At 63.0% G+C, this 19,689-nt stretch carries 24 protein-coding genes and 1 pseudogene; 16 read left to right on the forward strand and 9 right to left on the reverse strand.

Features of this window, described 5'->3' with window-relative positions:
• The first annotated feature begins 108 nt into the window (after window positions 1-108).
• On the forward strand, window positions 109-318 hold the full coding sequence (locus K675_RS0108570; protein WP_017903102.1) for a hypothetical protein: 210 nt from the start codon (window positions 109-111) through the stop codon (window positions 316-318).
• Window positions 319-573: 255 nt separating this feature from the next.
• Here the strand turns inward: K675_RS0108570 and K675_RS0108575 are convergent, their stop codons facing one another.
• Both K675_RS0108575 and K675_RS0108580 read right to left on the reverse strand, forming a co-directional pair.
• Window positions 574-921: a cupin domain-containing protein gene (locus tag K675_RS0108575; protein WP_017903103.1), complete on the reverse strand. Its 348-nt coding sequence runs from the start codon at window positions 919-921 to the stop codon at window positions 574-576.
• Between the two features lie 132 nt (window positions 922-1,053).
• Window positions 1,054-1,368 carry a putative quinol monooxygenase gene (locus K675_RS0108580; RefSeq protein WP_017903104.1) on the reverse strand — a complete coding sequence of 105 codons (315 nt, stop codon included), beginning with the start codon at window positions 1,366-1,368 and terminating at the stop codon, window positions 1,054-1,056.
• Between the two features lie 207 nt (window positions 1,369-1,575).
• On the opposite strand from K675_RS0108580, the gene K675_RS0108590 reads away from it, so the two are divergent.
• The gene (locus K675_RS0108590; RefSeq protein ID WP_017903106.1) at window positions 1,576-2,166 is read left to right on the forward strand and encodes an NAD(P)H-dependent oxidoreductase; all 591 of its coding nucleotides are present in this window, start codon (window positions 1,576-1,578) and stop codon (window positions 2,164-2,166) included.
• Window positions 2,167-2,221: 55 nt separating this feature from the next.
• On the forward strand, window positions 2,222-3,121 hold the full coding sequence (locus tag K675_RS0108595; RefSeq protein WP_026145039.1) for a LysR family transcriptional regulator: 900 nt from the start codon (window positions 2,222-2,224) through the stop codon (window positions 3,119-3,121).
• A gap of 139 nt (window positions 3,122-3,260) precedes the next feature.
• On the opposite strand, the gene K675_RS0108600 is transcribed toward K675_RS0108595, so the two are convergent.
• Both K675_RS0108600 and K675_RS0108605 read right to left on the reverse strand, forming a co-directional pair.
• The gene (locus K675_RS0108600; protein WP_017903108.1) at window positions 3,261-3,779 is read right to left on the reverse strand and encodes a DUF4823 domain-containing protein; all 519 of its coding nucleotides are present in this window, start codon (window positions 3,777-3,779) and stop codon (window positions 3,261-3,263) included.
• Between the two features lie 137 nt (window positions 3,780-3,916).
• On the reverse strand, window positions 3,917-4,303 hold the full coding sequence (locus K675_RS0108605) for a hypothetical protein (RefSeq protein ID WP_017903109.1): 387 nt from the start codon (window positions 4,301-4,303) through the stop codon (window positions 3,917-3,919).
• Window positions 4,304-4,964: 661 nt separating this feature from the next.
• Between K675_RS0108605 and K675_RS0108610 the strand changes: the two genes are divergently transcribed.
• The 5 genes from K675_RS0108610 (at window position 4,965) to K675_RS0108630 (ending at window position 8,737) form a co-directional block, all read left to right on the forward strand.
• On the forward strand, window positions 4,965-5,858 hold the full coding sequence (locus K675_RS0108610) for an NAD-dependent epimerase/dehydratase family protein (RefSeq protein ID WP_017903110.1): 894 nt from the start codon (window positions 4,965-4,967) through the stop codon (window positions 5,856-5,858).
• Between the two features lie 140 nt (window positions 5,859-5,998).
• Window positions 5,999-6,367, forward strand: a complete 369-nt coding sequence (locus tag K675_RS0108615; RefSeq protein ID WP_017903111.1) for a glyoxalase superfamily protein — start codon at window positions 5,999-6,001, stop codon at window positions 6,365-6,367.
• A gap of 114 nt (window positions 6,368-6,481) precedes the next feature.
• Complete coding sequence (gene mpl, locus K675_RS0108620; protein WP_017903112.1) at window positions 6,482-7,831, forward strand: UDP-N-acetylmuramate:L-alanyl-gamma-D-glutamyl-meso-diaminopimelate ligase; 1,350 nt, start codon at window positions 6,482-6,484, stop codon at window positions 7,829-7,831.
• Window positions 7,828-8,457, forward strand: a complete 630-nt coding sequence (gene ubiX / locus K675_RS0108625) for a flavin prenyltransferase UbiX (RefSeq protein WP_017903113.1) — start codon at window positions 7,828-7,830, stop codon at window positions 8,455-8,457. Before mpl ends, ubiX begins: the two co-directional genes overlap by 4 nt.
• Window positions 8,450-8,737, forward strand: coding sequence for a YceK/YidQ family lipoprotein (locus tag K675_RS0108630; RefSeq protein ID WP_017903114.1), 288 nt, complete (start codon window positions 8,450-8,452; stop codon window positions 8,735-8,737). The genes ubiX and K675_RS0108630 overlap by 8 nt, the downstream gene beginning before the upstream one ends.
• A 214-nt stretch (window positions 8,738-8,951) precedes the next feature.
• Here the strand turns inward: K675_RS0108630 and K675_RS0108635 are convergent, their stop codons facing one another.
• The 3 genes from K675_RS0108635 to K675_RS0108645 form a co-directional block, all read right to left on the reverse strand.
• Window positions 8,952-9,593: an oxidoreductase gene (locus tag K675_RS0108635; protein ID WP_017903115.1), complete on the reverse strand. Its 642-nt coding sequence runs from the start codon at window positions 9,591-9,593 to the stop codon at window positions 8,952-8,954.
• A 27-nt stretch (window positions 9,594-9,620) separates the two neighbouring features.
• A complete protein-coding gene (locus K675_RS0108640; RefSeq protein ID WP_017903116.1) occupies window positions 9,621-11,339 on the reverse strand; it encodes a C13 family peptidase in 1,719 nt (572 codons plus the stop codon).
• Between the two features lie 111 nt (window positions 11,340-11,450).
• Entirely contained in the window at window positions 11,451-11,906 is a 456-nt protein-coding gene (locus K675_RS0108645; protein WP_017903117.1) for a MaoC family dehydratase, read from the reverse strand.
• 163 nt (window positions 11,907-12,069) lie between these two features.
• Here K675_RS0108645 and K675_RS0108650 point away from each other — a divergent pair, with 163 nt between their 5' ends.
• From K675_RS0108650 to K675_RS0108660, 3 genes are read left to right on the forward strand one after another with little or no spacing between them, the layout of a single operon-like run.
• Entirely contained in the window at window positions 12,070-12,432 is a 363-nt protein-coding gene (locus tag K675_RS0108650) for a CidA/LrgA family protein (RefSeq protein ID WP_017903118.1), read from the forward strand.
• Between the two features lie 2 nt (window positions 12,433-12,434).
• Window positions 12,435-13,145 carry an LrgB family protein gene (locus tag K675_RS0108655; protein ID WP_420066329.1) on the forward strand — a complete coding sequence of 237 codons (711 nt, stop codon included), beginning with the start codon at window positions 12,435-12,437 and terminating at the stop codon, window positions 13,143-13,145.
• A gap of 10 nt (window positions 13,146-13,155) precedes the next feature.
• Window positions 13,156-13,746 (forward strand): LON peptidase substrate-binding domain-containing protein, encoded by a 591-nt coding sequence (locus K675_RS0108660; RefSeq protein WP_017903120.1) that lies wholly within the window; start codon window positions 13,156-13,158, stop codon window positions 13,744-13,746.
• Here the strand turns inward: K675_RS0108660 and K675_RS0108665 are convergent.
• Both K675_RS0108665 and K675_RS0108670 read right to left on the reverse strand, forming a co-directional pair.
• Window positions 13,743-15,059, reverse strand: coding sequence for a bifunctional DedA family/phosphatase PAP2 family protein (locus K675_RS0108665; protein ID WP_017903121.1), 1,317 nt, complete (start codon window positions 15,057-15,059; stop codon window positions 13,743-13,745). The genes K675_RS0108660 and K675_RS0108665 overlap by 4 nt on opposite strands.
• Before the next feature lie 15 nt (window positions 15,060-15,074).
• Window positions 15,075-15,761 carry a DNA-3-methyladenine glycosylase gene (locus K675_RS0108670; protein WP_017903122.1) on the reverse strand — a complete coding sequence of 229 codons (687 nt, stop codon included), beginning with the start codon at window positions 15,759-15,761 and terminating at the stop codon, window positions 15,075-15,077.
• 179 nt (window positions 15,762-15,940) lie between these two features.
• On the opposite strand from K675_RS0108670, the gene K675_RS0108675 reads away from it, so the two are divergent.
• From K675_RS0108675 to K675_RS0108695, 5 genes and pseudogenes are all read left to right on the forward strand, one after another.
• Window positions 15,941-17,212 carry a glutamate-5-semialdehyde dehydrogenase gene (locus K675_RS0108675; protein WP_017903123.1) on the forward strand — a complete coding sequence of 424 codons (1,272 nt, stop codon included), beginning with the start codon at window positions 15,941-15,943 and terminating at the stop codon, window positions 17,210-17,212.
• A gap of 28 nt (window positions 17,213-17,240) precedes the next feature.
• The gene (nadD, locus tag K675_RS0108680; protein ID WP_026145040.1) at window positions 17,241-17,903 is read left to right on the forward strand and encodes a nicotinate-nucleotide adenylyltransferase; all 663 of its coding nucleotides are present in this window, start codon (window positions 17,241-17,243) and stop codon (window positions 17,901-17,903) included.
• A gap of 66 nt (window positions 17,904-17,969) precedes the next feature.
• A complete protein-coding gene (gene rsfS, locus K675_RS0108685) occupies window positions 17,970-18,395 on the forward strand; it encodes a ribosome silencing factor (RefSeq protein ID WP_017903125.1) in 426 nt (141 codons plus the stop codon).
• 9 nt (window positions 18,396-18,404) lie between these two features.
• A complete protein-coding gene (rlmH, locus tag K675_RS0108690) occupies window positions 18,405-18,872 on the forward strand; it encodes a 23S rRNA (pseudouridine(1915)-N(3))-methyltransferase RlmH (RefSeq protein WP_017903126.1) in 468 nt (155 codons plus the stop codon).
• Between the two features lie 9 nt (window positions 18,873-18,881).
• Window positions 18,882-19,689: pseudogene (locus K675_RS0108695) on the forward strand (penicillin-binding protein 2); the annotation flags it as partial.

A 19,689-nucleotide genomic window follows, 5' to 3' on the forward strand; every position in this document is an offset into this window, starting at 1 on the left:
CATACGACAGATACAGCCCTGCGTTGAAATGTACCTGTCGACCGGTGATGCCGGTCCAGGCACCACCCAACCCCAAGAGTCCTACTCATAAACGCAGGAGTGTCATCCATGTTCAAGTTCCCTACCGCTTCCCTGGTCCTCACCCTCGCCCTGGTTGGCGGCCTCGGCCTGTCGAATGCCGCTTCGGCCAATGTGCCGGCTGGCGGGCACGCTGCAGCCAGCCAGCACCTGCTGGCGGAGGGAGGTTCCGACCGTCTGCTGGAGCGTCGTGTGGCCGAAGGTGGTTCGGATCGCCTGCTGGAACGTCGTGTCGCTTGAGGGCGGCCGACCTTTCCAGCTGTTCCTCATTATTCGGGAGGGGAGCGAGCTGTTGGTGGCGAGCGGGCTTGCCCGCGCTGGAGTGCGAAGCACTCCCAAACCGGCGGTATCGGTATATCAGGCACACCGAGTGCCTGGGTCTTGCGGCTGCCTTGCAGCCGAGCGCAGGCAAGCCTGCTCGCCACATGATCGTTGCCAAAGGCCGGGCCCCCGCGTCTTTCGAGACGGCCCCGGCTGACAAGACGCCTGGTGCGATCAGGCGAACACGAAGTACTTGCGCACGGTCTCGACGACTTCCCAGGTACCTTTCATGCCCGGTTCGACGATGAAAATATCACCAGCCTTCAAGTGGATCGGCGCCTGCCCGTCCGGGGTGATGATGCAGTAGCCTTCCTGGAAGTGGCAGTACTCCCACTTCACATAATCGACCCGCCACTTGCCCGGGGTGCAGATCCAGGTGCCCATGATCTTGCTGCCGTCTTCGCTGTTGTAGGCGTTGAGGTTGACGGTGTGCGGATCACCTTCGAGTTTTTCCCATTTGCAGGCGTCGAGTACCGGCAGTGGGTGGGTATCGCGCAGAACGGTAATCGGTGGATTGGACATGCTGGGCTCCGGGCACAGGTTCTGAATGAAGCCTGCACCCTAGCGGGGGCGCTCGCCCTGTGGATGTCCAGGCTCGACATCCAGCTGTCCATGCGCGCACGGCTGTTTCGTCTGGCCCGGGACAGTTGCCGGTCAGCGGCTGGCCGACGACGGGCTGAGCATATCGATCAGGCGGATCTCGAAATCCCGTTCGAGGAATTCCATGCGCTGCTCGTGGAAGGCCCGCATGTGCGGCAGCGCCGAATGTACGTCCAGGTGAGCCTTCGATTGCCAGATCTCGTAGAAGATGAACAGGCTCGGGTCGGCCTGGTCGCGCAGCATGTGGTATTCGATGCAGCCGTCTTCCCGGCGGCTGGGCTCGACATAGGCGCGAAACAGCGCCTCGAAGGCTTCGGCCTTTTCCGGGCGGGTCTTGGCATGCAGGATGAAACCGTAGGGTTGGCTCATGGATCTACTCCGTGCGGGACAGGTTCTCGACCTCGCCAATGTTAATGCAACAATGCATTCGGTATTCGTGCCTTCAAGGCAAAAGCGATTTGCGCCAACCCGTGTTTTTCGCTGGCGGCGCGAGCGCTAACCTGCGGCCCAACCTTGAACCTTGCGACCCCGCTGCCACCCCGCAGCATCACGGGTCCGTCCTCCATGAGGCTGTCCATGAAAAAGATCCTGCTACTCAACGGCGGCAAGCAGTTCGCCCATTCCGCCGGCCGCTACAACGCCACCCTGCATGAAGCCGCCCTGGCCTATCTCGATCGCTCCGGTTGCGATGTCAGGCAGACCTGGATCGATCAGGGCTACGACGTGGCCGAAGAGGTCGCCAAGTTTCTCTGGGCTGACGTGATCATCTATCAGATGCCGGGCTGGTGGATGGGCGCGCCCTGGACCGTGAAGAAGTACATCGACGAGGTGTTCACCGCGGGCCACGGCAGCCTTTATGCCAACGATGGCCGGACGCGTTCCGACGCTTCGCAGAAGTACGGCAGCGGCGGCCTGATCCACGGCAAGCAATACATGCTGTCGCTGACCTGGAACGCACCGCAGCAAGCCTTCGACGACCCCACCGATTTCTTCGAGGCCAAGGGCGTGGATGCGGTGTACTTCCCGTTTCACAAGGCCAACGAGTTTCTCGGCATGACCGGCCTGCCGACCTTTCTCTGCGTCGACGTGATGAAGGTTCCGGCGATCGAGGCGGATGTCCGGCGCTATGAGGCGCATCTGGCGAAGGTTTTCGATTTGCCGGCGTGAGGTTCCTTTTCTCTCGTGGCCGGCTACTATCAAGGCCTTGAGTCGAGAGGTGATCGTGAAAGCCAGGTCGGATGAGTTACAGGTCTTCGTGTGCGTGATCGAGTGCGGTTCGATTTCCGCGGCGGCCGAGCAGGTCGGGCAGACGCCCTCTGCGGTCAGCCGCAGCCTGTCGCGGCTGGAGGCCAAGCTCGACACCACGCTGATCAACCGCACCACGCGGCGCATGGACCTGACCGAAGAGGGCAAGTTCTTCTTCGAGCGGGCCAAGCAGATCCTTGAGCAGATGGACGATCTGGAAGAGCGCCTGGCCTTGCGCCAGCAGACCCCGGCGGGGCGCCTGCGCATCAACGCCGCGTCGCCGTTCATGCTGCATGCGGTGGTGCCGTACATTGCCGAGTTTCGCCGCCTGTATCCGGACATCCAGCTGGAGCTCAACAGCAACGACCTGATCATCGACCTGCTGGAGCAGAGCACCGACATCGCCATCCGTATCGGCAACCTGGCGGACTCGACCCTGCACGCCCGCTCGCTGGGCAGCAGCCCGCTGAACATCCTGGCCAGTCCCGCCTACCTGGCACGTCATGGCGTGCCGGCCAGCGTCGACGAGTTATCCACACATACCTTGCTGGGTTTCACCCAGACCGAAACGCTCAACCACTGGCCGTTGCGTCACGCCCAGGGTGACCGCTGGCTGATCCGTCCCGACATCGCGGCCTCCAGTGGCGAGACCCTGCGCCAACTGGCGCTGGAGGGGCAGGGGATCGTCTGCCTGTCGCATTTCATGACCCATCAGGACATCCAGTCCGGCCGCCTGCAGGTGATCCTGCCCGAGGCCAACAGCGGCTACCGCCAACCGATCCATGCGGTGTACTACCGCAACTCGCAGTTGGCGCTGCGCATCCAGTGCTTCCTCGATTTCATCCAGGGCAAGTTGGCGGGGTATGCGGGGGGCTGATCCGGATTTTATGGTGCGGTGCAGACCTGATTCACCAGCAACACCGCCTTCTCTATAGGAGCCGGCCTTGCCCGCGAATGGGCCCGCAAAATTTCCGGAAACATTCGGCGCCCCTCCTTGGGAGTCCATGCCCTTCGGGTCACTGCAAAATCGAATCTACAAAGCGTGTCGTGGGTTCTGGCAGTAGGTCCTGTGGATGATCGCCGCCAAGTGTGGAAATTCCGCTTTTACCCTTGATGATGCCAGAACCAAGAACCTCTCCTGAACGAACTTCAACGACATCGATTTTTACTTCAATCTTGTCCGGGATCATCGACCACTCCGTGGCGCGGTCCTCCCAGTGAAGGATGGTCGGAAAGATCAGTATGTCCTGCTCCGCCGCACGAGCATCCATCAGGGCGTCGTCATAATTTTTAGCCAAAGGACCGATACGCGCTGTGCGTGTTTTCTGGATGAGCGCGCTGTAGAGAGCCTGTGCGGTACTTCGGCCAGAACCATCATATTGATGAGCACCGTATTGACCGTCAGCTGGCGTTGAGATGTAGAAATGGTTTTTCGGGCTGATAGGGGCACTTACGGGTTGTTGCTGTTGCCATTGGTGGGAATCGGCACATCCAGCGAGAACTGCAACCAGAGCAATGGTCAGAGTGGTACGCATCGCAACATCCTTGTTTAGGCGTTCATGGCATTTCGATATTGCCCACCATATAGCAAAAAACTTGGTGCTCCTAGTGAGCACGAGGGCCACTAGGAGTGATTGTTTATCGTCTGTACAAATCTGCGGCCAGTACCACGTCAAGCCGGTGGGAGACCGCTCGATGCAACGGACGTGTCATGCGGAGCTGTAGCCCCTTCCAGCAAAGCATCTAACACGGCCTTTGCCATCTCTACCGAGTGGAGCATGCCCCAGAAGAGCGTTCGCTCCACTGGATTCGTATGCAGGCTGATTTCGTCACCATTCAGCTCGGCGACCTCCAGCAACTTTGAAACGTAACTCAACGCGTCATGAGCCGTGACGCCCGCTTGAATGGCAAAGATCGTGGGGCGGAGAGGGTCAGTGCGATTGACTGTTTTGGAGAGGGTTAACGCGAGGGTATCAAGCAAACGAGCCGCATCTGGCCGTATCGGTTTTACAGATTCGTCGGAACAGGGCGGCGGATCTGGTGTGATTTTCTTAACCATGGCAAATCTCCTGACTGTGATAGGGGATCTCCACGCTCGCTGCGACACAAGGGTGGCGAACTGTACGCAGGTTCGCAGACCGGTCAGTCAGGAAAAACCGGCAGGCATAAGCCTCCTGCGCACAGCCCACCATAAAGCAGACATGAAAAAGCCGCTGACGCGGCGCTGTGCGCCTGACTGAACGCCGGGCTGCGAAACCCGTATCGCTGAATTTGCAGCGACATCGGGAATGTAGACATGGCAATTGACGCACACAATATTCTCCCACGCCTAAATTGCGTAGGAAAAGTAAGCTCATTTTGAAAGCTGTTTCTGATCATTACGAGGCAATGGCGAGCGACGAGAGAAAAAGGAACACCTAGATACACATCCGTAGCAACCTCTCAGATTTATTGCTCAACTCGCCATCGTAAGGATAAGAATCCTTTTCTTTGTGCAAGAAAAAGTCTGGTAATGCGAATGTTTTTTTGGATAGGAGTTTCTCTAAGTAAGTCAATCGTAGTAGCCACTTCTTGGATGAAGCTTCTGGTTGATGGACTCTCAAATGGGAATCAGCCATTCGTGACTCCAGCGCAAGAGTGAATTGGGCAATAGGGGGTTATTCGGCACGGATAAGTTTTCGATACTCGGTTCATCACTTATCCAGGCAGGGAGTTTCTCCATGAACGTATTCGTCACCGGCGCAGCCGGTTTCATCGGCGGTTCCATCGCGACCGGGCTGGTCGCCGCCGGCCATCAGGTTACCGGGCTGGTGCGCAGTACCGAGCAGGCGCAGGAGCTGCGTGACCTGGGTATCACTCCGGTGATCGGCACGCTGGATGACAGCCAGTTGCTTGCTGAACAGGCACGGCAGGCCGATGCGGTGATCAATGCCGCCAGCAGCGACCATCGTGGCGCGGTCGAGGCGCTGCTCGGTGCCTTGCGCGGTTCCGACAAGGTATTGCTGCACACCAGCGGTTCGAGCATCGTCGGCGATGCTTCCGGCGGCAAGGCCAGCGATATCGTCTATTACGAAGGCAACCTGCCGGAGCCGACCGTCGACAAGGCGGCGCGCGTGGCCATCGACAACCTGGTCCTCGATGCGGCGAAAGCCGGCGTGCGCTCGGCGGTGTTGTGCAACACCCTGATCTATGGTCACAGCCTGGGCGTCAAGCGTGACAGCGTGCAACTGCCGCGCCTGCTGAAACAGGCGCGCAAGAGTGGCGTGGTGCGCCATGTCGGCAGCGGCCAGAACATCTGGTCCAACGTGCACATCGAGGACGTGGTGGCGTTGTACCTGCTGGCGTTGACCGGCAATCCGGCGGGTACCTTCTATTTCGTCGAGAGCGGCGAGGCCTCGTTCATCGACATGACCACCGCCATGGCCAGGGCGCTGAACCTGGGCGAGCCGCAGGACTGGCCGCTGGCGGACGCCGAAGCCGAGTGGGGTTATGAAATGGCCAATTACGGCCTGGGTTCCAACAGCCGGGTCCGTGGCAGCAACGCCCGTGAGCTGCTGGGCTGGACGCCCAGGCGCGGTTCGGTGATCGACTGGATCCTCAATGAGATGGTTTGAGTCCAACCGGCTATTCTGGTGATTGACGTCAGGTTTTTGCGAGCGATGTCGCGATTTTGTGCAGTGATGGCATTAAGCTACTAAAGAAACCCGCTTCGTGGCCGAAGCGCTTTGATCCAGAATCGCCAGGAAGACCTGACATGAGCTTCGGTAAGACCACTCCCATTCTGCGAATTTTCGACGAGGGCAAGGCGTTGGAGTTCTACGTCGACTTCCTGGGTTTCCACGTCGACTGGCAACATCGCTTCGAGCCGGGGTTCCCGTTGTACCTGCAGGTGTCCAAGGGCAATTGCGTCCTGCACCTGAGCGAGCATCACGGCGATACTACCCCAGGCTCGGCGCTGCGCATCGAAACCGACGAGCTGGAAGCCTTCCGCGAGCAACTGCTGGCCAAGGGCTTCGGCTATGCGCGCCCGGAGATCCAGGCCATGCCCTGGGGCAGCATGGACATGCCGATCGCCGACCCCTTCGGCAACCGCCTGGTGTTCACCAACGCGATCAGTGTCTGAGCGGCCGGGCTTCGAGTCGATGTCGAAGCCCGGCCGGTCCCCTCGAATCTGAAACACAAGGTGCGATTTCGCCCGCCCTGGGCTAACCTGCGCCCATGTTTTACGAGGTCGACTATGCACATTCATATTCTGGGTATCTGCGGCACCTTCATGGGCTCGATGGCTGTTCTGGCCAAGGAACTGGGCCATCACGTGACGGGCTCCGATGCCAACGTCTATCCGCCGATGAGCACGCAACTGCAGGCCCAGGGTATCGAGCTGACCCAGGGCTATGACCCGGCCCAGCTCGACCCGGCCCCGGACCTGGTGGTGATCGGCAATGCCATGTCCCGTGGCAACCCGGCGGTCGAATACGTGCTGAACAAGGGATTGCCCTATGTGTCCGGTCCGCAGTGGCTGGCCGACCATGTGCTGCAGGGTCGCTGGGTGCTGGCCGTTGCCGGCACCCATGGCAAGACCACCACCAGCAGCATGCTCGCCTGGGTGCTGGAACACGCCGGGATGAGCCCGGGCTTCCTGATCGGTGGCGTGCCGCAGAACTTCTCGGTATCGGCGCGCCTGGGCGGTACGCCGTTCTTCGTGATCGAGGCAGACGAGTACGACAGTGCGTTCTTCGACAAGCGTTCCAAGTTCGTCCACTACCATCCGCGCACGGCGATTCTGAACAACCTGGAGTTCGATCACGCGGATATCTTCCCGGACCTGCCAGCCATCGAGCGGCAGTTCCACCACCTGGTACGGACCATCCCCAGCGAGGGCCTGGTCATCCACCCGACCACCGAACCAGCCCTGCGGCGGGTGATCGACATGGGCTGCTGGACCCCGGTGCAGACCACCGGCGCCGGCGGCCAATGGCAGGCCCGCCTGCTCAGCGAGGACGGTTCGCGTTTCGAGGTGCTGTTCGAGGGCGCGGTGCAGGGGACGGTCGAGTGGGAACTGACCGGCCAGCACAACGTCGCCAATGCCCTGGCGACCCTGGCGGCCGCGCGGCATGTCGGCGTGGTACCGGCGATGGGCATCGACGGCCTCAGCGCATTCAAGAGCGTCAAGCGGCGCATGGAGAAGGTCGCCGAGGTCCGGGGCGTGACCATCTACGACGACTTCGCCCACCATCCGACCGCCATTGCCACGACCCTCGATGGCCTGCGCAAGAAGGTTGGCGACGCGCCGGTGATCGCCATCATCGAACCGCGCTCCAACTCCATGAAGCTGGGCGCTCACCGCGATGGCCTGCCGGAAAGCGTGGTCCAGGCCGACCAGGTGATCTGGTACGCGCCGGCCAATCTCGGCTGGGACCTGGGGGCCACGGCCGCCTTGTGCAAGGTGCCATCGATCGTCAGCGACTCGCTGGAAGGGATTATCGAACGGGTGAAAAGCCAGGCCCAGCCCGGCACCCATGTGGTGATCATGAGCAACGGCGGCTTCGGCGGCCTGCATGGCAAACTGGCCGAGGCCCTGCGGTGAACGGGCCGGAGCGCATCACCCTGGCGATGACCGGCGCCTCCGGTGCGCAATATGGTTTGCGCCTGCTCGATTGCCTGGTGCGCGAGGACCGCGAGGTGCACTTCCTGATCTCCAAGGCCGCGCAACTGGTGATGGCGACGGAGACGGACGTCACCCTGCCGCCCAAGCCGCAGGCGATGCAGGCGTTCCTGACCGAGTACACCGGGGCGCAGGCCGGGCAGATTCGCGTCTACGGCAAGGAAGACTGGATGTCGCCGGTGGCCTCGGGCTCCGGCTCGCCGGCGGCGATGGTGGTGGTGCCCTGTTCCACCGGCACCTTGTCGGCCATCGCCACGGGCGCCTGCAATAACCTGATCGAGCGGGCGGCGGACGTGACCCTCAAGGAGCGTCGGCAGTTGATCCTGGTGCCGCGCGAGGCACCTTATTCGAGCATTCACCTGGAGCATATGCTCAAGCTGTCGAACCTGGGCGTGACGATCCTGCCGGCGTCGCCGGGTTTCTATCACCAGCCGCAGACCATCGACGACCTGGTGGACTTCGTCGTGGCGCGGATTCTCAACCTGCTGAACATCCCCCAGGACATGTTGCCGCGTTGGGGTGAGCATCATTTGAACAGCAATGAGTAAAGCGCTGCTGGGCCTGCTGCTGGCGCTGCAACTGGCGGGTTGCGCGACGGCGCGCACGCTGGATGCCGGCAAGGCAGGCGCGCCGGTCGTCTATGCCGGGACGCGGTTGGACCTGTATGCGTTGCAGGGTGGATGTTGTGCCCGTGACCGGTTCGGGGCCGAGGCACCGGGGTATCCGGGGCTGGATCTGCCAGCGAGCGCCGTGCTGGATACGGTATTGTTGCCGTTGTCGGTGTTCACGGCGCTGGGCGTCGGATTCCAGGCCACGGGTGGGTTGTAGGGCTTGTGACGATTGGCCTGCGGTGACTGTCGACGGTGTTGGCAAAGACGACTGGTGTGGCGAGCGGGCTTGCCCGCGTTGGGGCGCATGGCGCCCCCGAAACCTGCCAGGGCGGTATGGCAGGTATAATCGGGTGGCTGCCTACGGCTGCTGCGCAACCGAGCGTGGGCAAGCCCATTCGCCACAGGCCCGCATCGGCAACAGGTGATGCTTTTTACTTGCCGAGGCGGCGCAACTCATCCGACTCGACGATCCGCACCCCATCCTGTTCCTCCAGCGCCAGGCGCCACAGCGCCCGGGCCAGCTGGCAGGCCTCGATTCCGCGGTACTTGCCGGGAATCAGCTTCGACAGCGGTGCCGCCAACTGTTCGGCCAGGCGCGGTTCGCTGCGTTCGCCGATCAGCAGCGAAGGGCGGGCGATGGTCAGTTGCGGCCAGCCCTGGGCCTTCAGCGACTCCTCCATCTCACCCTTGACCCGGCTGTAGAACACCTTGGATTTCGGGTTGGCATCCACCGCGCTGACCACGATCAGGTGCCGCGCGCCCAATTCGCGCGCACGCTTGCCGAAGGCCACCACCATGTCGTGGTCGACGGCCCTGAAGGCTTCCTCGGAACCGGCGAGCTTGATCGTGGTACCCAGGCAGCAGATCGCCAGGTCGACCCGGCCGCTCAGTTGCGGCAGGAAGATCGCCGGGTCGCCGACCGGGTTTTCCAGGTGCGGATGCTCCGCCAGCGGGCGGCGCGAGGGGGCGAGTACGCGACTGACCGTGGGTTCGTTGAGCAGGCGGTCGAGTAGATGTTCACCGGTCAGGCCGGTGGCTCCAGCGAGCAGGATGTGCTGAGGCGTCAAGTACATAAAATACCTCCCTTGATACGAATCAGCTTAGTTGCTCTTGGCATCCTTGCTGTCCAGTGAAGCGCTTTGCAACGCTTTTCTTGCCTGTTGCTTGCGTAGCTGCTGCCAGTGGGCCAGCACTCCCTTGGGAGCCCAGATCTGCGGTTCCGAGGCCTCGAAATTGTCCGCCTGTTCGCGTTCCGCGACGTGGGCCTTGGCCAGGTTGAAGGCCTGCTGCAGGTCGTCGGTCTGGTTCAGGGCCTGGGCGAACAGGGCGTCGCCGAAGTAGGTGAAGTCCGCTTCCTCGGAACAGCCGAAGGACACCCGGTCGGCCCGCGAGGCGGTCATGACCAGGGTTTTCTCGTCCTTGAGGGCCGGGATGAAACCGCCGGAGTAGCAGGCCGAGATGACGATGACCTTGTCGCGATTCTTCAGCGGGGCCAGGGCCTGGGCCATTTCATCGGCGGGCAGGTCGGCCAGTTCCAGGCGCGGCTGGTCCAGCACCAGTTCGTGGGCGTGGGTACCGTGGCTGGTCAGGTAGATGAAGATCAGGTCTTCCGGGCCACTGCGTTCGGCCAGGGTCTGAGCGGCCCGTTGCAGGTTTTCGCGGGTGGCCATCGGTCGGTCGATCAGGTGGTCGCGATGGTTCACCAGGCTGATCTGGCCGTAGGCACCAAAGCGGGTGGCGAGCATCTTGCCGACGTAGTCGGCTTCGCGCAGGAAGACGCTCTGTTTGCCGTCGCCGGCCAATACCAGGCTGTACAGTTCGATGGCCGGGGTGGAGGCGGGGACCGCCGCGAGGGCTTTTTCCAGCAGCGGCCCCTGGGCCAGCAGGCCCAGCTCCAGTTGGTCTGGCAGCAACTTGCCATCGGCGTCGCGAACCCGCTGGCCGTTGGTCCAGATGCCGCTTTGCACGCGTCCGTCCGCCAGGGTCAGGATGCCCCGGCCTTCGTACGTGTCACTGGCGAACTCGCCGACATAGTGGCTGCCATCGGCCAGGTTCAACTGGCCGAAACCGTTGAAGCGCCATTCGCTGAACTCGCCGCGATAATGGCTGCCATCGACGCCGATCAGTTCGCCTTTGCCATTGAGCACGCCGTCCTTGAACTCGCCGATCCAGACATCGCCGTCGGCGTTTTCATAGCGGCCCTTGCCGTTCAACTGGTTGTGCCGGAAACCGCCGGCGTACTGGTCGCCCTCGGCGCTGTTGAAGGTGCCGGGGCCTTCCAGTTGGCCGTTGACGAAGCGGCCGGTGAACTGGTTGCCGCTGGCATCGCTGCGCTGGCCCTCGCCATTGGGCTTGCCGTGGGCGAATTCGCCCTGGTACTGGCTGCCGTCTTCCAGTTCGAGGTGGCCGAGTCCGGAGTACTGGTCGTCCCTGAATTCGCCGCGATAGGTCATGCCGGCTTCCTTCAGGGTACCTTCGCCGTTGCGGCGGCCCAGCTTGAAACCGCCGGTATAGCTGCTGTCATGGAGGGTCAGGGTGCCCTGGCCGTGGAACAGGCCCTGCTGGAACTGGCCCTTGTAGATCTCGCCGTTGCTGCCGTGCCATTCACCGTCGCCATGCCACTGGCCGTTGAGGAACTGGCCGGCATACCAACTGCCGTTCGGGTAGTCGACGCGCCCCTGGCCTTGCAGCAGGCCATTGACCACTTCCCCGCGGTAGCGGCCGCCGTCCGGCAGACGGGCGTCCGGCGGCAGCAGTGATTCGCCATCACCGCAGGCGGTGAGCAGCAGGGTCAGGGCAAGGGGGGCAAGTGGGCGCATGACGGGATCCGGGCAATTAACGGACCGAGTATGCCGAAGCCTTGTGTCGTGTCCAGAGGTAAAGCACGAAACAGCTCCGTCGCCGCTTCGTGCCGCAGCCCCGATGTGTCTTCAGACGAAGCAGAGCGACAGGGGTTCCGCGATGTAGGCCGGTTTTTCCTGGCCTTCGATTTCCAGTGTCGCGGTTGCCTTGAGCAGCCACTGGCCCGGCTTTTTCTCGGTCACATCGATCAGTTCGACCTTGAGCCGTACCCGCGAATCGACCTTGACCGGCTGGATGAAGCGCACGCTGTCCAGGCCATAGTTGACGACCATCTTCAGGTTTTCGGGCAGGATCAGGATGTCCTCCATCAGCTTGGGCATCAGCGAGAGCGAGAGAAAGCCATGGGCGATGGTGCTGCCAAACGGTGTTTGCGCGGCCTTGACCGGGTCGACGTGGATGAACTGATAATCGCCGGTGGCTTCCGCGAACAGGTTGATACGCGCCTGGTCGATGGTGAGCCATTCGGAACGTCCCAGTTCCTTGCCGACATAGTCTTTGAGTTGCGCTACGGGTACATAGGGCATTGAGCCTCTCCTTGGTCGTTCGGGTTCAGGCCTTGGGTAGCAGCCCTTGGCATCCACTGTAGATCATCATGGCCCTCGTGCCCGGTCAAGCGACCATGGCTTTGGCGAATGCCGGTGTATCGGCGTGCTTATAATGGGGGGCTTTAACAAGGGGGGAGTACGGATGTTGCTGCGCGGCCTGACCTGGCTGGTACTGTTTCAGTTGCTTGGTACGGCTATCAACCATTTGTGTGTACCGATGTTGCCGGGACCGATCATCGGCCTGTTGTTGTTGCTGGCTTTCCTGCTGATTCGTGGTGGGGTCGGGGCGTCGTTGAACGAGGCCGCCACCAGCCTGCTGCGCTACCTGCCGTTGTTGCTGGTACCGCCGGCCGTGGGGGTGATGGTCTATGCCCGCGAGATCGCAGCGGACTTCTGGGCCATCGTCGGCTCGCTGGTGCTGTCGGTGCTGATTTCCATGGCCTTGGTCGGGGTGCTGATGAACTGGCTGATCCGGCGCAAGGAGCGACGCGAGGGCGAACGATGATGATGGACTGGCAAGGTGCGTGGGCGGCGGTGATCCATCACCCGCTGTTCGGGATCGGGATCACCCTGGGCGCCTATCAACTGGTTCTGGCAGGGTTCGAGAAAACCCGTTGGATCTTCCTGCAGCCGGTGCTGGCATCGATGGCGCTGGTGGTCGGCGTGCTGCTGCTGTGTGGCCTGGATTATGCCGAGTACCGCAAGAGCACCGAGATTCTCGGCATCCTGCTCGGTCCGGCGACGGTGGCGCTGGCGGTACCGTTGTACCTGAACCTGCGGCGGATCCGGCAATTGTTCTGGCCGATTTTCACTACGCTGGTGATTGGTGGCGTGGTCGCCACCGGCCTGTGCGTCCTGCTGGGCTGGTGGTTCGGCGCCGAGCAGCGGATGCTGATGACCATGGCGCCGAAGTCGGTGACATCGCCCATCGCCATGCTGGTGGCCGAACAGATTGGTGGTGTGGCAGCCTTGGCGGCGGTATTCGTGCTGATCACCGGGGTGATCGGTGCGATTGCCGGGCCACCCCTGCTGACTCGCCTGGGGGTCTTGCGGCCCGAGGCCCGTGGCATGGCCCTGGGCATGACCGCCCACGCGGTGGGGACATCGGTGGCCCTGCAGGAAGGCGACGAGTGCGGTGCCTTCGCGGCGCTGGCGATGAGTCTGATGGGTGTGAGCACGGCGGTGCTGTTGCCGCTGATCGTGACCTGGATGGTTTAAGGAAACCTGTATGAGCTTGGCGCTGTTCCCTCTGAACACCGTGCTGTTCCCCGGTTGTACCCTCGATCTGCAGATTTTCGAGGCACGTTACCTGGACATGATCAGCCGCTGCATGAAGCAAGGCAGCGGCTTTGGTGTGGTGTGCATTCTTGAAGGCGAAGAAGTCGGCCAGGCGCCGCAGGGCTTCGCGCGGATCGGCTGCGAGGCGCTGATCCGCGATTTCCAGCAGCAGGACAACGGCCTGCTGGGGATTCGGGTCGAGGGCGGCCGACGTTTTCGCGTGCTCGACAGCGAGTTGCAGAAGGACCAGTTGACCGTTGCCGAGGTGGCGTGGCTGGACGAGGTTCCCGAGCGGCCGCTGCAGGACGAGGACGAGGACCTGGTGGCGCTGCTCAGGGCGCTGGCCGAGCACCCGATGGTCGCGGCGCTGAACATGGGGACCGAAGCCCTCGGGCAGCAGTCGCTGGCGAACCAGTTGGCGTACCTGCTGCCGTTTTCCGACCTGGACAAGATCGATCTGCTGGAGCTCGATGATCCGCAGCAGCGCCTGGATGCGATCCAGGAACTGCTCGACGAATTGCAGGGCGAACTGTTCGCCTAGTAGGCATAGCGCAGCACTTGTTGCGGCAGGTGCCACAACGCATGTGACCCGTACAGTGCCACCGCGGCCGGCAGGATCAGCCACCAGGCCCGCGGCGACATGGCGGTCAGCGGCATATGGCGCTGGCTCAGGGTCAGGCTGGCGGCGAGCACGGCAATGGCCAGCAGCGCGCCGGCGAGGATGTCCGTCGGCCAGTGGGCACCCAGGTAAACCCGCGACAAGGCCACCGCGAATGCCGGCAGGCAGCCCAGCAGCAGCCAGGTCACGCGCATCCGCGGTGGCTGGTCGCGCCCGGCCAGCACCGCCAATACCAGGAAGAAGGCGAACGAGCCCGAGCTGTGGCCACTGGGCATGCTGTAGCTGGTGATCGGGTCGCTGAGGACTTCCGGGCGAATGCGGGCGAACAGGTGCTTGGTGACGGTATTGCCGATGGCGGTGAAGGCCAGGGTGGCACCGAAAAACAGCGCATGTCGCCATTGGCGGGCGAGCAGCAACAAGGCGGTGAGTACTGCCGCGACAGTGAACTGGATATGAAAGTCGCCCAGGCGGGTGATGACCACGGCGATCAGGTCGAGGCTGCTGTCGCGGTGTTCCTGGACCAGGGTCATCAGCCCCTGGTCGAATGCCTGCAGGTGCGGGTAGCCGAAAAACAGGCCGGTCAGCAGCAACAGGCTCAGCCCGGAAATCAGCAGCGTGGCCCTTGGATGGCGCTTGAGGCTGCAATGGATGCACAGGCCGATCAGGGCTGCCAGGCCCGCCGCGACCACCGCGGTCTGTGGCCAGAACCCTTCGGGCAGCGGCAGGCGGAAGGCCGCGCCGGTGGCCCAGCCCGGCAGCAGGTAGGCTACCGACCAACCGGCGGCGGCAATCAGGCTGACGCCGATGAAGCGTGGCAGCGGCATGTCGCACATGCCGGCGATCATCGGCAGCATGGGCCGCAACGGGCCGATGAAGCGTCCCACCAACAGGCTGGCGATACCGTAGCGCTGGAAGTAGGACTCGGCGCCGTTCATCCACTCCGGGTGCTGGCGCAGGCCGGGCAGGCGGCGGATGTTCTGGTGGAAGCGTCGGCCCAGGGTGTAGGACAACCCATCGCCGAGCAGTCCGCCGAGGAAGCCCAGCAACAGGGTTTCGCCCAAGGGCAGGGCGCCGCTGCCGGCCAGCACGGCGATGGCGAACAGCAGGACCGTGCCGGGCACGATGATGCCGGCGATGGCCAGGCATTCGACGCAGGCGACGATGAACACGGCCAGGCCGAGCCACTGCGGATTGGCTGTCAGCCAGCCGGTGATGCTATCGAGCCATGGACCCATGGGCGATTTCCTTGTTCAGGGGAGCAGGTGGTAGTCCCTGCCTTCGACCTGGCCCCGGCGTAGCGGGTTTCGGGTGCAGCAGGTGGCATATTCGGCATCGACGAAGCGATACATCAGGTGTTCGTCCCGGCCCGGCGGAATGCCCAGGCGGGTGGTCTGGATGATCGATGCTGGCCGGTTGCCAACATCCTCGACGAACAGGCGTTGCGGGTCGAAGCGCTTGGCGTCCCAGATCGGCACCTTCAGGCCCATCGCCTTGCATAGCAGCGTCTGCCCGGCGCACAACTTCCGCGCCGGGCGCGGGCCGCCCCGGGTGTCCGGGTTGTTCAACTGCATCTGCGCCAGGCTGGCGGGCCCTGAACGGTCATCGGTCCAGGGATAGGCCGACTTGATCAGCACGGCATTGCCCGGCCCCTGAGCGCTGAAATTCAGCGAATCGCCGCCCCGGGCGTAGTACATGTAGATGTGCCCGCCATCCAGAAACAAAGCCTTACGCTTTTCTGTATAACCGAGCGAGGCATGGCTGCCTTTTTCCTCGAAGTAATAGGCTTCTGTCTCTATGATGCGCGCCGCGAGCCACAGATCGCCGAACCGATGGCGTATGACTTTTCCCAGCAGTTCGCGGGCGAGCAGTTGCGCGTCGCGGTCGAAAAAGCTGTCTGGCAGGGCGTTTGTCTGAGGAAGAGGTGTCAGGTTGGACATCGTCGCTGATGGGCATTCCAGACTGTTTGGAGGCCAATCATACCGATTTTGTGCTTAATTCAGGCTGAATGGCGGCTATTTCTCCGGCATTTCGACCATCCGCCCGGCACCGCTGTCCGTCAGGCGGCGCGACAGCTATAATCGGCCGCTTTCTTCTTTGCCAAGACCTCCTCAAGACCATGACCGAGTCCGTTCCTGACTATATGACCCGCCTGGGCCGCGCTGCCCGCGAGGCTTCCCGCGTGATCGGCCGGGCCAGCACCGCGCAGAAGGATCGCGCGCTGCACGCCGCCGCCGCGGCGCTGGATGCCGCGCGTGACGAACTGGTCGCGGCCAATGAGCTCGACCTGGCCGCCGCCCGCGCCAATGGTCTGGAACCGGCGCTGGTCGAGCGTCTGGCACTGACCCCGGCGCGGATCGACAGCATGATTGTCGGTCTGCGCCAGGTGGCGAACCTGCCGGATCCAGTCGGGGCGATCCGCGACATGAGCTACCGCCCGTCGGGCATCCAGGTCGGCAGGATGCGGGTGCCGCTGGGCGTCGTGGGGATCATCTACGAATCGCGGCCGAACGTGACCATCGATGCCGCCAGCCTGTGCCTGAAGTCCGGCAACGCGACGATCCTGCGCGGCGGTTCCGAGGCGATCCACTCCAACCGTGCCATCGCCGCCTGCATCCAGCGTGGCCTGGACGAGGCCGGCCTGCCGGCGGCGGTGGTGCAGGTGGTGGAAGTCACCGACCGTGCCGCCGTCGGGGCGCTGATCGGCATGCCCGAGTACGTCGACGTGATCGTGCCGCGTGGCGGCAAGGGACTGATCGAGCGGATCAGCCGCGATGCCCGTGTGCCGGTGATCAAGCACCTGGATGGCATCTGCCATGTCTATGTCAGTGCCCATGCCGATCTGGACAAGGCCCGGCGCATCGCCCTCAACGCCAAGACCTACCGTTACGGTATCTGCGGCGCGATGGAAACCCTGCTGGTGGACAAGGTCGTGGCCGAGTCCTTCCTGCCGGCCATGGCCGAGCAGTTCCGCGCCAAGGGTGTCGAACTGCGTGGCTGCGAGCGGACCCGGGCGATCATCGAGGCCGTGGCGGCGACCGAAGCGGACTGGCACACCGAGTATCTGGCGCCGATCCTGTCGATCCGCGTCGTCGATGGCCTGGACATGGCCGTCGAACACATCAACGGCTACGGTTCCCATCACACCGACTCGATCGTCACCGAAGACCTGACCGAATCCCGGCGCTTCATGGCCGACGTCGATTCCAGTTCGGTCATGCTCAACGCCCCAACCTGCTTCGCCGACGGTTTCGAATACGGGCTGGGTGCCGAGATCGGCATTTCCACTGATAAGCTGCATGCCCGCGGACCGGTCGGTCTGGAAGGCCTGACCTGCGAGAAGTACATCGTGGTCGGCGACGGGCAGTTGCGTGGCCAGGAGTCGATCTGACTTGGCCGGCAAGCGCCAGTCAGCCGCGGTGCCCCCTCGCGAAGTTCCACCTCGGCGCATCGGCGTGCTCGGCGGAACCTTCGATCCGGTGCACATCGGCCATTTGCGCAGTGCCCTGGAGGTCGCGGAACTGATGGGCCTCGATGAGTTGCGCCTGATGCCCAGCGCCCGGCCACCTCATCGCGATACGCCGCAGGTGTCGGCGCTTGACCGGCTGGCGATGGTCGACTGCGCGGTGGCCGGTATCGCCCCGCTGGTGGTCGACGACCGGGAACTGCGGCGGGACAAGCCGTCCTACACTATCGATACCCTGGAACTCATGCGGGCCGAGTTGGCCGCCGAGGACCAGTTGTTTCTGTTGCTGGGCTGGGACGCATTCTGCGGCCTGCCCACCTGGCATCGCTGGGAGGAGTTGCTCCTGCATTGCCACATCCTGGTGTTGCAACGCCCGGATGCCGACAGTGAGCCGCCGGATGCCTTGCGCAACCTGCTGGCCGCGCGGTCGGTGAGTGACCCAAGGGCCCTGCCGGGGCCTGGTGGGCATATTACATTCGTCTGGCAGACGCCCCTCGCGGTGTCGGCCACCCAGATCCGTCAACTGCTGGCCAGCGGTAAGTCGGTACGTTTCCTGGTGCCTGACGCGGTCCTGGCCTATATCGATGCGCACGGTCTGTACCGTGCGTCGAACTGAAGGCGGGTTTCGACGCCGCAAGTTGCGCGAAGAAACCGCCACACATACGAGCTGAATGAGTTTTATATGACGAACAAAGAAGTTTTGAATGGCGCTGAAATCGTCGAAGTGGCCAAGGCCGCGCTGGAAGACGTCAAGGCCCAGGATATCCAGGTCATCGACGTCCGTGACAAGAACAGCATCACCGACTACATGGTGATCGCCACCGGTACCTCCAACCGCCAGATCAACGCGATGCTCGACAAGGTCCGCGAGAACGTGAAGGCCAAGGGCCTGCGCCCGCTGGGCGAGGAAGGCAAGGGCGACAGCGACTGGGTGCTGCTGGACCTGGATACCGTCATCGTCCACATGATGACCGCCTCGGCTCGCCAGTTCTACGACCTGGAGCGCCTGTGGGCCGGTGCCGAGCAGAGCCGTTCGGCCAGCGCCGCGCACCACAGCCCGGAAAACTCCCATGAGCACTTCGCCAAGCTCAACAAGGACATGGAATAAGGGTCGCCCGTGCGTCTGCGCCTGATTGCCGTCGGTTCCCGCATGCCCAAGTGGGTGGAAGAGGGTTGGCATGAGTATGCCAAGCGCCTGCCCTCCGAGCTGGCGCTGGAGCTGGTGGAGATACCGCTCAATACCCGGGGCAAGAATGCCGACGTGGCCCGCTTCATCCGTCAGGAAGGCGAGGCCATGTTGGCCAAGGTTGGCTCCAACGAGCGGATCGTCACGCTGGAGGTCCACGGCAGGCCGTGGAGCACCGAGCAGTTGGCGGTCGAACTGGATCGCTGGCGCCTGGATGCGCGTACGGTCAACTTCATGGTCGGCGGCCCCGAGGGGCTGGCGCCGGAAGTCTGTGCGCGGGCCGACCAGCGCTGGTCGCTGTCGCCGCTGACGTTGCCGCACCCGCTGGTGCGGATTCTGATCGGCGAACAGCTGTATCGTGCCTGGACCGTGTTGTCCGGCCACCCCTATCACAAGTAAGCCTGCCGAATGACCCAGCCGATTCGCCTCAAGGACCACGAGAAAGACGCCCGTCTGGTGCGTAACCGTGTCGTGGTCGGCGCGGTGGTGGTCGTGCTGCTGATTTGTGTGTTGATCGCCCGTCTGTATTTCCTGCAGGTGATCCAGTACGACTACCACTCGACCCTGTCGGAAAACAACCGCGTCCATGTGCAGTCGATCCCGCCGCCGCGTGGGCTGATCTACGACCGCAATGGCGTGGTGGTGGCGGACAACCGGCCGAGCTTCAGCCTGAGCATGACCCGCGAGCGGGCCGGCAACTGGCAGGAAGTGCTGGATGTGATCGTCGAGGTGTTGCAACTGACGCCCGAGGATCGCGTGCTCTTCGAAAAGCGCATGCGTCAGGGACGCCGGCCGTTCGAACCGGTGCCGATCCTGTTCGAGCTCACCGAGGAGCAGATTGCCCGTATCGCCGTGAACCAGTTCCGCCTGCCGGGCGTCGAGGTGGTCGCGCAGTTGGTTCGCCATTATCCACAGGGTGCGCACTTCGCCCATTCGGTGGGTTACATGGGGCGGATCAACGAAAAGGAGGCCAAGGTTCTCGACCCGGTGAACTACAGCGGTACCCACCATATCGGCAAGACCGGCATCGAACGCTTCTATGAGGCGGAGCTACATGGCCAGGTCGGCTACGAGGAAGTCGAGACCAACGCCCGCGGACGCATCCTGCGGGTGCTCAAGCGCACCGATCCGGTGCCGGGCAAGGACATTGTCCTGAGCCTGGACATCAAGCTGCAGGAAGCCGCCGAGGAAGCCCTCGGCGGTCGCCGTGGCGCGG

Source organism: Pseudomonas fuscovaginae SE-1, from assembly GCF_000364705.1.
GTDB classification, from domain to species: domain Bacteria; phylum Pseudomonadota; class Gammaproteobacteria; order Pseudomonadales; family Pseudomonadaceae; genus Aquipseudomonas; species Aquipseudomonas fuscovaginae_A.